Below are 12,090 nucleotides of genomic sequence, written 5' to 3'. Positions count from 1 at the left end.
AACCGTCGGTATCCATGCCCGGGCGCTCGGCGGCGCCAGCCTGCCACTTTCCGAACGCTTCCTGATCGGCTCGACGACGATTTCCAGGAGCGCCTGATGCTGATCGGAATCCCGGCGCTGCTCGGTCCGGAGCTTCTGGCGATCCTGCGCGGCATGGGCCATGGCGACGAAATCGCCCTTGTCGACGGAAACTATCCGGCGGAACAGCAGGCAACCCGACTGGTACGCGCCGATGGCCACCCTCTTATCCCGGTACTCGACGCGATATTGAGTGTCCTGCCTGTCGATGACGCCGTGCCGGAGGCGCTGTTTCGCGCCTCGGTCCGAGGCGATCCCTCGCTTGCCGATCCTGTCCATCATGAGATCGAAGCGATCTGCGCCAAACGGGCGCCAGGCCGCAAGGTGGTTGCGCTGGCCGGCGCCGACTTCTATGCACGGGTCAAATCGGCGCATGCCATCGTCGCGACAAGCGAGCCGCGGCTCTACGCCAACATCATCATACGCAAGGGCGTGATCTATCCGCCGGAGACCAAGAAGCCATGATCCTCTGCTGCGGCGAAGCCCTGATCGACATGCTGCCGCGCACGACGACAGCGGGCGAGCCGGCCTTTGCGCCTTATGTCGGCGGCGCCGTGTTCAACACGGCAATCGCACTTGGCCGGCTCGGCGCGCCGGCCGGCTTCTTTTCCGGCCTGTCGTCGGATCTGTTCGGCGGCCAATTCCGGGATGCGCTTGGGGCGAGCAAGGTCAGTTCCACCTATGCACACACCTCGCCACGGCCAACCACGCTGGCCTTCGTCAAGCTCACCAACGGCCAGGCGACGTACACTTTCTATGACGAGAACACCGCCGGACGCATGCTGACGATCGACGATTTGCCGCAGCTCGGCAACGAGATCGAAGCCATGCTGTTCGGCGCCATCAGCCTGATTTCCGAGCCCGCCGGCAGTGCCTATGAAGAGTTCATGCGGCGCGAGCATGAAAGCCGCGTCATGATGCTCGACCCCAACATCCGGCCGAACTTCATCCCGGACAAGGCCAAGCACCTCAAGCGCATTCGCACCATGATGGCGATGGCCGACATCGTGAAACTGTCGGACGAAGACCTGAACTGGTTCGGCGAAGCCGGCTCGCATGAGGATGTCATCCGCAATTGGCTGGACCGCGGCCCGAAGCTGATCGTCGTCACCCATGGCGGCGAAGGCGCGGTCGGCTATACCAGGGAACATGCGGTTGCCGTCGTGCCCGAAAGGGTCGAGGTGGTCGACACGGTCGGCGCCGGCGACACGTTCAACGCCGGCATCCTCGCCTCGCTGCACGAGCAAGGCCTGCTGACGAAAGCGGCGATTTCCGGACTGTCGGTAGACGCCATCCATAAGGCGCTGGCGCTCGGCGCGAAGGCGGCGGCAGTGACCGTGTCGCGGGCCGGCGCCAATCCACCCTGGCGACATGAAATCGCCTGAGCAACGCTCAACATAAGTTGAGCCCAATCGATCACTTTATGTTTCGCAGGGGCTCTTTCCAAGGCTATAAGGGCGGGATGGCGCCCGACGAAGCCCGGATTTCCGGCATCTGACGGACATTCGCCGGGAAAACTGGTAACGGACTGCGACACTTCCGCAATTTAGGGCTCCGCCTGCCCGGCTTTCTCGGCAAGCGCAACTCTGGTACCAGCGGCCGATTATCTGGCTAACCCATTTTGAGGCCGACATGCAGTTCATCGATCTAGGCGCGCAGCGCGAACGAATCCGCGACCGGCTGAAGGCCGCGATCGACCGTGTCGTCGACGAGGGCCGCTATATTCTTGGCCCGCAAGTCACCGAATTCGAGAACAAGCTTGCCGCCTATATCGGTACCAAGCATGTCGTGGCCTGCGCCAACGGCACCGACGCGCTGCTGTTGCCGCTGTTTGCAGCCGGCGTCGGCCCGGGTGACGCGGTGTTCGTGCCGAGCTTCACGTTCGCCGCCACCGCCGAAGTGGTGGCGCTGGCCAAGGCCGAGCCGGTGTTCGTCGATGTCGACCCGCACAGCTACAACATCGACATTGCCAGCCTCGAAGCGGCCATTGCCATGATCAAGAAGGAAGGAAGGCTGAAGCCGAAGGCAATCATTCCCGTCGATCTGTTTGGCCTTGCCGCCGATTACGAGGCGATCATGGCGATCGCCAACCGCGAAGGCCTGATGGTGATCGAGGATGCCGCCCAGTCGATGGGCGGTTCGCTCGACGGCAAGATGTGCGGCTCCTTCGGTGCGGTCGGCTCGACCAGCTTCTATCCGGCAAAACCGCTTGGCTGCTACGGCGACGGCGGCGCGATGTTCACCAATGACGATGCGCTGGCCGAACAGCTTCGCTCGTTCGCCTTTCATGGCAAGGGCGAGACGCAGTACGACAATGTCCGCGTCGGCATCAATTCGCGGCTCGACACGATACAGGCGGCGATCCTCATCGAGAAGCTGGCCATTCTCGAAGACGAGATGGTCGCCCGGCAGGTCGTGGCAAAGCGCTATGCCGATGGGCTTGGCGACGTCGTTACCGCCGCCCGCAATCTGGACGGCAGCCGTTCGGCCTGGGCGCAATACGCCATCGAGACGCCGAAGCGCGACGGGCTGAGGGCGCATCTCGGCGAAAAGGGCATTCCGTCTGTCATCTACTATGTGAAGCCGCTGCATGCCCAGGTCGCTTATCGCGATTATCCGCGCACGCCGACCGGCCTTGCCGTTTCGGAAGACCTGCCGAAGCGGATCCTGTGCCTGCCGATGCACCCTTATCTCAGCGAAGCCGACCAGGACCGCATCATCGAGACGATCCGCAACTATATAGGCTCGAATTCGGCGCAGGCAGCGGCCGAGTAAGCTACCGGGCCTTCTCAGGCGGGGCTGACCCCTGCCCCGCCGCTGGCAATGAAATGCGGATTGGCGAAATCCTCGTCGTCGCTTTGCCGGCGCTTCCCATAGACCAGAGGCTGGCCATCGAGCGTGCGCGTCATGCCACCGGCGGCGCGCAGGATGGCGTCGCCTGCCGCCGTGTCCCATTCCATGGTGCGGCCGAAGCGCGGATAGACATCAGCCTCGGCACTGGCGAGAAGGCAGAATTTCAAGGACGAACCGACCGAGACGATTTCGGCGGCACCAAGGTCGCGAATATAGGCCTCGGTTTCCGGCGTGTTGTGGGAACGGCTGGCGACGACGGCCAGCGGCGCCACGGCCGTTCTCACCGAGATCGGCCGGCGGCCGACGATCTGGTAGCCGCCATCGATCTCGAGAGATTCCGCCCTTCCCGGCAGGCCGGAAAAGAAGCGGCCCGTGCAGGGCGCAAAGACGACGCCGACCTCCGGCACACCATCGCGAACCAGCGCTATGTTGACGGTGAAATCGGTGCGGCGGTTGACGAATTTCTTGGTGCCGTCGAGCGGATCGATCAGGAAGAAAGCCCCATTTAGGTCGGGCGGCACGATACCGGCGGAAGCTTCTTCCTCGGCCACGCAGGGGATATCGGGAAATGCGGCACGCAGTCCGGCGAGAATGATCTTTTCGCTCTCGCGGTCCGCCTCGGTCACCGGCGAGGCGTCGGACTTGCGGTCAACCGCATAGCCGGCGTGGAACACGCGCATCACCTCGCGCCCGGCCGACAAGGCCAGGCGCTCGAAGATTTCAAGCATCAGCCTGTCGTCAGATGCCGCCGCCGCTATCGTATTGGTCTTCGGCAATGTCGCGCTCGTTCAGCCAGTGTTCCAGGGCGTCGACCATCTCTTCGGCCGATTTGCCGAGTGTCTGCAGATGGATCTCCGGGGTTTCCGGCGCTTCATAAGGGGAATCGACGCCGGTGAAATTCTTGATCTCGCCATTCAGCGCGCGCGCATAGAGGCCCTTCGGATCACGCCTGGCGCATTCCTCGAAGGGCGTATCGACGAACACCTCGACGAATTCTCCGTCGGCCATCAATTCACGTGCCATGCGCCGCTCGGCGCTGAACGGCGAAATGAACGAAACAATGACGATCAACCCGGCATCGGCCATCAAACGCGCCACCTCGGCGACGCGGCGGATGTTCTCGACGCGATCGGCATCGGTAAAGCCAAGATCGCGATTGAGACCGTGACGGACGTTGTCGCCGTCGAGGATATAAGTATGACGGCCGGTGGCGAACAGCTTCTTTTCGAACAGGTTGGCGATGGTCGACTTGCCGGATCCCGACAGCCCGGTGAACCAGAACACGGCGGGCCGCTGGTTCTTCATGTCGGCGCGCACGCGCTTGCCGACATCGAGCGACTGCCAATGGATGTTTTCGGCGCGGCGCAGAGAGTGCAGGATCATGCCGGCGCCGACCGTGGCGTTGGAGATGCGGTCGATCAGGATGAAGGCGCCGGTTGTGCGGTTTTCGGCGAAGGGATCAAAGGCGATCGGCGTCCGCGTCGAGATGTTGCAGATGCCGACTTCGTTCATTTCGAGCGACTTGGCCGCTTCATGGGCAAAGTCGTTGACGTTGATCCGGTATTTCAGATCGGTGACGGTGGCGCTGGTCTGGTCGGTCTCGGTGCGCAGGATGTAGGAGCGGCCCGGCAGCAGCGCATGCTCGTCGAACCAGACGATGTTGGCGGCGAACTGGTCGGCGACCTGCGGCCGTGCGGCAGGCGAAACCAGCATGTTGCCGCGCGAGATTTCGACTTCGTCGTCGAGGACGAGCGTGACGGCCTGTCCGGCAGCCGCCTGGGCGAGATCGCCGCCATACGAGACGATCCGCTTGACGCGCGAGGATTTGCCCGACTTGGCGACAACGACCTCGTCGCCGGGCGCAACCGAGCCGGAAGCGACCGTGCCGGCAAAGCCGCGAAAGTCGAGATTGGGACGATTGACATACTGGACCGGGAAACGGAACGGCAGTTCGACCATCGCTTGGTCGACTGACACGGTTTCGAGATGCTCGATCAGCGTTGGGCCGGAATACCATTCCATGCTTTCCGACCGACGGCTGACATTATCGCCATAACGGGCCGACATCGGGATCGGCGCAATGGTCTGGAAGCCGAGATCGCGCGAGAATTGCCCGTAGTCTTCGACGATCCGGTCGAAAACCGTCTGATCGAAATCGACAAGATCGATCTTGTTGACGGCCAGCACGACGTGGCGGATGCCGAGCAGCGAGGCGATGATCGAATGTCGCCTGGTCTGTCGAAGCACACCCTGCCGGGCATCGATCAGCACGATCGCCAGGTCGGCGGTCGAGGCGCCGGTGGCCATGTTGCGGGTGTATTGCTCGTGGCCAGGTGTGTCGGCGACGATGAATTTGCGCTTCGGCGTGGCAAAGAAACGGTAGGCGACGTCGATGGTGATGCCTTGCTCACGCTCGGCCTCGAGGCCGTCGACCAGCAGTGCGAAATCGATGTCGTCACCCGTCGTGCCATGCTTGCGCGAATCGCGTTCGAGCGCGGCGAGCTGATCCTCGAAAATCTGCTTGGTGTCGGACAGCAGGCGCCCGATCAGCGTCGACTTGCCGTCATCGACCGAGCCGCAGGTCAGGAAGCGCAGCAGCGACTTCTTCTCCTGCGCCGCCAGATAGTCGCGAACGCCGTCGGTGGGGGCGAGGCTCTTTGCCATGATGTGGCGCATGGTCAAAAGTACCCCTCGCGCTTCTTCTTTTCCATCGAGCCGGCTTCATCGCGGTCGATCAGGCGACCCTGCCGTTCGGATGTCCGTGCCGTCAGCATTTCGCCGACGATGGCTTCCAGCGTGTCGGCCTCCGATTCGATGGCGCCAGTCAGCGGATAGCAGCCAAGCGTGCGGAACCGCACGAGCCGGTTCTCCACTGTCTCGTCGGGGCGGAGTTTCATGCGCTCGTCGTCCCGCAGGATCAGCATGCCGTCGCGTTCCACCACCGGCCGTTCCTTGGCGAAATAGAGCGGCACGATCGGGATACTTTCCTGCAGGATGTACTGCCAGATATCCAGCTCGGTCCAGTTCGACAGCGGAAAGACGCGGATCGATTCACCCGATGCGATGCGGGTGTTGAATATCTTCCACATTTCGGGGCGCTGGTTCTTCGGATCCCACACATGCTGGGCATTGCGGAAGGAAAAGATGCGCTCCTTGGCGCGCGATTTCTCCTCGTCGCGACGTGCGCCGCCAAAGGCCGCGTCGAAGCCGTATTTGTCGAGCGCCTGGCGCAGCGCCACGGTCTTCATGACATGGGTGTGGGTGTTCGAACCATGGTCGAACGGATTGATGTTGTCGCGCACGCCGTCTTCGTTGACATGAACCAGGAGATCGAAGCCGAGTTTCTGCGCCATCTGATCGCGAAAGGCGATCATCTCGCGGAACTTCCACGTCGTGTCGACGTGAAGAAAGGGAAATGGCGGCTTGGCGGGATAAAACGCCTTCATCGCCAGATGCATCAACACGGATGAATCCTTGCCGACCGAATAGAGCATGACCGGCTTGGCAAAGGCGGCCGCAACCTCGCGGAATATATGGATGGACTCGGCCTCAAGCCGCTGAAGATGCGTAAGCGCTGTTGTCATGGACCGTGGGCGTTCTTTCGTATTTCCAACAGAAGACCTTGCCTCAAATCATCGAGCTTTTGCGCCCGGTTCGAGCCTTGTTTCTGGACAATCTTCCTCGTGCCGGCGTTCTAGCAGATCGCCGTTGTCAAGAACAATGCAAGACTGGCCCGGCCGCACATGGTTCGAGAATGAATTTTCCACAGATACCATCAAACCCGGAAATTCCTGCCCGCAAGCTCAACAACCGAGAAAACGCGGGGAAAATATTGCTTGAATGACCGGCTACGGCTTTCAAGCGACTTCCCTTGGCCGACCGTCGCCTGCCGCCGATTTTCGGTGGCAATCCACCAGATACACTATCGAAAACGGGGGGCGGCCGCTATACCAGCTTCGGCAGCGGGCAAGCGCGTTATGAGGCCTGGGCAATTTCGAGGCGAGCGCATTCAACTTCGCTAAACAAGATCCGCCGCATGACACTTGCCGAAAACAGCGAGCCCGAAAATTGAGCCGGCTTTCATCCCTCACACAGCAATTCTCGCCTTCGCGGATCAACAACTACTTCTCCATCCTTTGCTTCTTTTTTCCACCGGTTCTGGGGTCGGTGGTCAGCTTTGTGTTCAATGGCGGAGGCCTTTCGTCCGCCCTGCTGATTGCTTTAGGGAAAAGGCGCTTCAACGCCGACCGGCCCATGATCTGGATGACGGTCGCGATCTATGCCTACTGCGCCGCCAATCTCCTGGCGTCCATCGTCAACAACTCGTTTGTCCGGGATGCGCCGCATCTTATCCCGCTCGTCACCTTCCTGTTTTTTCCCGTGTCCTATTCGACATGGAGCAACACGCAGAAAACCACGCTTGCCCGCATCGTCGTGCTTTCCAGCATGGCCGCCTGCTTTGTCGCGCTGCTCATGGCCGTCATCCAGCAATATTGGATTGGCGTCTGGGCGGAGGGGGGAGCCGGAAATCCGATCGTCTTCGCAACCGTCGTCTGCCTTGCCGTGGTGACCTGTGTGGCTGGCGCCTTGTCCAGTATTGAGCAAGCCCGGACACCCCTCTTCTACGCGACACTGGCCGGGACGATCGCCGTCATCTATTCCGGCTCGCGTACCATCTGGCTGGCACTGCTGATCGCCGGCATAGCCGTCATGTTGATCAACCGGCACAGGCTCAGGGGCAGGAATGCCGTTCGCCTGCTGCTGCTGCTGGCGGCAGTCGGCGTCGTGATCGCCGCTTCCAGCTTCCAGGCGATATCCGGGCGGGTCGACTTTTTGCGCTCCGATTGGGGTGCGCTTGGAGCTAGCGGCAACTACGACACCTCGTTGGGAATACGTGTTGCGCTTTGGGAGATCGGCCTCAAAGCATTCCATGACATGCCACTGTTCGGGCACGGTGTGGGTGCAACCCAGCTTCTGATCAAACAGGGCTTTCATGAGCAGTTCGCGATGGACACAGGCTTCAACCATTTCCACAACGGCTTCCTGACCGCCTTGGTGCAAGCAGGAATTCTGGGCGCCGTGACGCTGGCAGCGATCTTTATCGTTGCCGCTGGAAATGCCGCCCGGGTCTTGCGAAACAGCAGCGATCCGAACGAGCGGTTCGGCGCCACCATGATTGTCGTCGTGGTGATCACCTATCTGACGGCCGGAATGACAGGCATCCTGGTCGGCCATGACATTCTGGACTCGGTGCTGATGGTCTTCCTGGTGAGCGGAACATATCTCGCCTCCGGACGCCATGTTCCTTTGCTGGACGAGCCGGCACTTGCACCAGTCACGCAAGACCTGTCTCGGGCAAGGCCATGAAGGTTCTGGTCACGGGCGCGACAGGTTTCATCGGGCGTCTTGTCGTGCGCCACTTACGCGAAGCCGGTGCCGAGCTTCGCCTCGCCTCCCGCCATCCCGAGAGGCTTGCTTCGGAGAACGAGGCTGTGCCGATGCCCGGCTTCGATGCGCCGGCCGCCGCCTTTCTGGAACTGACCCGGCATATGACTGACGTCGTCCATTGCGCTGGCCTCAACAATGATCGGGGAAATGCAACCGAAGCCGATTACCAGGCGGCCAATGTGGAACTGAGCGCAAGGCTGGCGCATGCAGCGGCGGCCCAGATAAGCGGACGTTTCATTCATCTCTCCTCGATCCGGGCGGTGATCGGCGCGCACGTCAGCGCAACGATCGACGAGGACACGCTTCCTGCCCCACAATGCGCCTATGGACGCTCGAAGCGCGAAAGCGAGATCACGGTTTTGGACGCCTATGCGTCGCATGGCCGCTCCGACGCCGCCGTGTTGCGCCTGCCTCCGGTCTATGGAAGTGGCATGAGGGGAAATCTGGCAACGCTGATGCGCCTTGCCGATACGCCGCTGCCGCTGCCGACGGGTGCCTTGACCGGAATCCGCTCGCTGATGTCTTCCGAGGCCGCGGTGCGAGCAGTGTCGCACCTGCTCAGGCATTCCGGGCCGCTTCGCCCGATCTATGTCGGCGCCGATGTGCCGCCGGTCGCCGTCGACGCCGTCATCACCGCCTTTCGCAGAGGTTTGGGGCGGCCTGTGCGCCTGATGGCGGTGCCGGCCGGGCTGATACGGCCGGTGGTGGCCGCACTCGGCAGGCGGGCGTTCTGGGACAGCCTGACCGCCACACAGATATGCGACCCCGCCCTGCTGGTATCGCAGGGGTGGACGCCCGAAGCCGGCACGCTTGAGCGGCTGGCCGAGCTGGCGCGGCTCAGCAGATCCTGACTTTCTTGCTTGACCATGATCTTTTCATGGTCTGCTCAGCGGTAGAGCGTTCCAAACAGGATCCGAAGATCGAGCCAGAACGACGCGGTGCGGAGGTAGGCAGCATCCGTTTGCGCCAAGAGTTCCGGGTTAGACATGTCGATGCCCCTGATCTGGGCCAGGCCGGTTATGCCCGGCAGCGCCGCCAAAACCCCCAGCCGCCTGCGACACTCGATCAATTCCGTCTGGGTCGGCAGGCAGGGCCGCGGCCCGACCAGGCTCATTTCGCCCTTCAAGACGTTCCAGAATTGCGGCAGCTCATCCAGCTTGAACTTCCGCAAGACCTTTCCAACCGATGTCACGGAATCCGCCGGCGCCTCATGCGAGGGTAGCGACGGCGTCCCGACATACATCGTGCGCAACTTGTGGCAGCGGAAAAGCCGACCGTCACGGCCGACCCGCACCTGTGAAAAAATAGCCGGGCCCGGCGACGATGCCCGAACGGCAAGGACGGTGAGCGCCAAGACAGGAGATGTCGCCACCAGCAGCAGAGCCGCACCGGCAAGATCGAAGATTTGCTTGGCTGCCTTCATGAACGGCCGATAGTGCTCCCTGCCGAAGTCCCGAGGCAAAGCCGCAGGCCAATGTCGTCAATCCGGTCGACGTAGCATGAGCCGATCTCTTGACCAAGCGCGCCACGCAGCCGTCGCAATGTTCAGATGCGCCCCAGGATGAAGGCGAGATAGAGCCCCAGGTTTCCGGAAACGGTCTGCCGATAGACGCCGCTTCGGCGCAAGCCTGCCAAGCGGCGGAAAAGGCCGCCGTCGCGCCCGTGGGTGAAAAGGTCGAGGCACACCATCGCGTCCTCGGTCAGGAGGTCGCGATTGACGGCGAGACCGTCAAGGTTGAGGTCCGTCCAGCCGGCGAATTCCCCCTTGAACAGGCGGCCAAGCCGGGACACCCTTGCTTTCCAGGACACGTTGGCGCCGACCAAATTTGCCGCATGCTGCCGGTAGCGCACCAGCGGCCGCGGATCGTAGCGGACGATGCCGCCGGCAGCGGTCACGATGAGATAGGCCCACCAGTCGTGGCTGACGAACCCGGTCCGCATGCAGGCCCTGGCCAGCAGGTCGCGTGCCGCTGCGTTGAGCAGGATGGTGTTGCCGCCGGCGATGCTTTGCACAAGCGCGTTGCGAAAGGTTGGCGGCCGGGCAAACAAAGGCGAATGGCCGACAAGGCTTCCCGTTTCCGTCATGGTCGCGGTTCGCGAACAAAACATCAGCGGGATTTTCGCATCCTGGGTCCGCATCCAGTCGATAGCGCTCTCCAGCCTGTCGGGCTCCCAGATATCGTCCTGGTCGCAGAAGGCATAGCAGTCCGCCTCGATGCGTCGATCGACGATCATGGAGCGGAAATTGGCGGCGAAGCCTTGCCGCGGCCCCTCGACGAGCGTCATTCGACCCTTGGGCCGCCAGCGGGATTTCCATGCCTCGATGATGGCGGTCGTGCCATCGGCGGAGCCATCGTCGGATATCCACAGGTCGACCAGAGGGTGCGACTGCTCGAGCAGGGACTGCAGCTGCTCCTCGATGAAGGCGGCGCCGTCTTTCGTGCCCATCAGGACCGCGATGCGCAGAACATCTTTGCTCACGAGCAAGATCGCTTTCTGATTCTGATTGGATCTATCTCTTTGATTTGGCGCAATTCCCAAAGGTAAGCGCCGTGCGCTTTTCCCGGAATTGTTCTAGGTCGCCTGCCCGGCGGTCTTCGGAATCGGGTCTTGACGTGCACTTGCCCTGGCCTTCTTGGCGCGGTCGAGACCTGCCAATGCGGCGAGCGCGGCAGCCTTGTCCTGGTTTTTCGCCGACTGCTGCAGCGCCGTGAGCGCGACCTGGACATCCGACCATTCCACGACGTCCGTGCTGAGGCCGAAAATCTTCGAGATGCCGAGTTCGACGAGTTCCTCGTCTTCGCCATGCAGCGTTTCGTGGAGTTTTTCACCCGGCCTTATGCCGGTGAACCGGATCGCGACGTCCTTGTATGGGCTCTTTCCGGACAAGCGGATCATCGTTTCGGCCACTTCAAGGATCGGCACCGGCTTGCCCATGTCGAGCATATAGACGGCATAATCGTCTCCGCTCTGCCGCGACGCGGCGTCGGCCGCCGACATGATGACGAGATCGACGGCTTCGGCCACGGTCATGAAATAGCGCGTCATGCGCCGGTCGGTGATGGTGACGGGCCCTCCGGCCTCGATCTGCGCCTGGAATATGGTCGCCACCGAACCATTGCTGCCGAAGACGTTGCCGAACCGCACTGCAATGAACTTGGTGGCCGGGCGACGCCCGCTTGTCTCGCCTGCCGGCGTGCCATGCAAGGCGCTGATGATCTGTTCGGCGGCCCGCTTCGTCATGCCGAGCACTGACGAGGGATCCACCGCCTTGTCGCTCGATATCAGGACAAATTGCGCAACCCCGCACTTGGCGGCGACCTCGGCACAGACGAGCGTTCCGAAGATATTGGTCTGGATGGCCGAATCCCAGTTTTCCTCGAGCAGCGGAACATGCTTGAGGGCCGCGGCATGAAAGATGATGTCCGGCCGGAATTCCGTGACGACACGCATTATCTGGCGCCGGTCCGCGACATCGACGATGCGCACCTTGAGGCGGTCGTGGTCCTTCTCGTCAACATACTGGCTCAGCTGGAAAATGCCGAACTCGGAGTTGTCGGCGACCAGCACCGCCTCGGCTCCCAGTTCCAGCGACCGCTTGACGAGCGTCTGGCCGATCGAACCGGCACCGCCGGTCACAAGAACGCGTTTGCCCCCCACAAAAGCGCCGATGCGCTGGATGTCGGCCGCGACCGTCGGACGGCGCAGGAT

Annotated in this window: 12 protein-coding genes; 6 read left to right on the top strand and 6 right to left on the bottom strand. The window is 62.1% G+C overall.

From position 1 onward, the window contains the following. The 4 genes from EN932_RS38940 to EN932_RS16740 all read left to right on the top strand — a co-directional run. The coding region (locus tag EN932_RS38940) for a sugar ABC transporter ATP-binding protein (protein WP_128368922.1) at nt 1-97 on the top strand (97 nt) is incomplete at its 5' end. Next, on the top strand, nt 97-543 hold the full coding sequence (locus EN932_RS16750; protein WP_013532706.1) for an RbsD/FucU domain-containing protein: 447 nt from the start codon (nt 97-99) through the stop codon (nt 541-543). The genes EN932_RS38940 and EN932_RS16750, both read left to right, overlap by 1 nt. Beyond that, entirely contained in the window at nt 540-1,463 is a 924-nt protein-coding gene (locus tag EN932_RS16745) for a carbohydrate kinase (protein WP_127369947.1), read from the top strand. The genes EN932_RS16750 and EN932_RS16745 overlap by 4 nt, the downstream gene beginning before the upstream one ends. A 247-nt stretch (nt 1,464-1,710) precedes the next feature. After that, complete coding sequence (locus EN932_RS16740) at nt 1,711-2,853, top strand: DegT/DnrJ/EryC1/StrS aminotransferase family protein (protein WP_024503690.1); 1,143 nt, start codon at nt 1,711-1,713, stop codon at nt 2,851-2,853. Between the two features lie 14 nt (nt 2,854-2,867). On the opposite strand, the gene cysQ is transcribed toward EN932_RS16740, so the two are convergent. From cysQ to cysD, 3 genes are read right to left on the bottom strand one after another with little or no spacing between them, the layout of a single operon-like run. Further along, entirely contained in the window at nt 2,868-3,659 is a 792-nt protein-coding gene (gene cysQ, locus EN932_RS16735) for a 3'(2'),5'-bisphosphate nucleotidase CysQ (RefSeq protein ID WP_164890508.1), read from the bottom strand. A 10-nt stretch (nt 3,660-3,669) separates the two neighbouring features. Further along, complete coding sequence (gene cysN / locus EN932_RS16730; RefSeq protein WP_164766110.1) at nt 3,670-5,607, bottom strand: sulfate adenylyltransferase subunit CysN; 1,938 nt, start codon at nt 5,605-5,607, stop codon at nt 3,670-3,672. A 2-nt stretch (nt 5,608-5,609) separates the two neighbouring features. Then, nucleotides 5,610-6,515, bottom strand: a complete 906-nt coding sequence (cysD, locus tag EN932_RS16725) for a sulfate adenylyltransferase subunit CysD (RefSeq protein ID WP_013532711.1) — start codon at nt 6,513-6,515, stop codon at nt 5,610-5,612. A 484-nt stretch (nt 6,516-6,999) separates the two neighbouring features. Between cysD and EN932_RS16720 the strand changes: the two genes are divergently transcribed. Both EN932_RS16720 and EN932_RS16715 read left to right on the top strand, forming a co-directional pair. Continuing rightward, entirely contained in the window at nt 7,000-8,298 is a 1,299-nt protein-coding gene (locus tag EN932_RS16720; protein WP_128368920.1) for an O-antigen ligase, read from the top strand. Then, complete coding sequence (locus EN932_RS16715; RefSeq protein ID WP_127368214.1) at nt 8,295-9,230, top strand: NAD-dependent epimerase/dehydratase family protein; 936 nt, start codon at nt 8,295-8,297, stop codon at nt 9,228-9,230. The genes EN932_RS16720 and EN932_RS16715 overlap by 4 nt, the downstream gene beginning before the upstream one ends. Before the next feature lie 35 nt (nt 9,231-9,265). Here the strand turns inward: EN932_RS16715 and EN932_RS16710 are convergent, their stop codons facing one another. The 3 genes from EN932_RS16710 to EN932_RS16700 form a co-directional block, all read right to left on the bottom strand. Continuing rightward, entirely contained in the window at nt 9,266-9,802 is a 537-nt protein-coding gene (locus tag EN932_RS16710) for a sugar transferase (protein WP_013532714.1), read from the bottom strand. A 122-nt stretch (nt 9,803-9,924) separates the two neighbouring features. Next, the gene (locus tag EN932_RS16705) at nt 9,925-10,860 is read right to left on the bottom strand and encodes a glycosyltransferase family 2 protein (RefSeq protein ID WP_127368215.1); all 936 of its coding nucleotides are present in this window, start codon (nt 10,858-10,860) and stop codon (nt 9,925-9,927) included. 93 nt (nt 10,861-10,953) lie between these two features. Next, the coding region (locus tag EN932_RS16700) for an SDR family NAD(P)-dependent oxidoreductase (protein ID WP_164890507.1) at nt 10,954-12,090 on the bottom strand (1,137 nt) is incomplete at its 5' end.

The sequence above is a fragment of the Mesorhizobium sp. M7A.F.Ca.US.002.01.1.1 genome (genome assembly GCF_004022955.1).
Taxonomy (GTDB): domain Bacteria; phylum Pseudomonadota; class Alphaproteobacteria; order Rhizobiales; family Rhizobiaceae; genus Mesorhizobium; species Mesorhizobium ciceri.
Note: the sequence above shows the minus strand (reverse complement) of the source record. Positions and strands in the feature narration are given on the sequence as shown.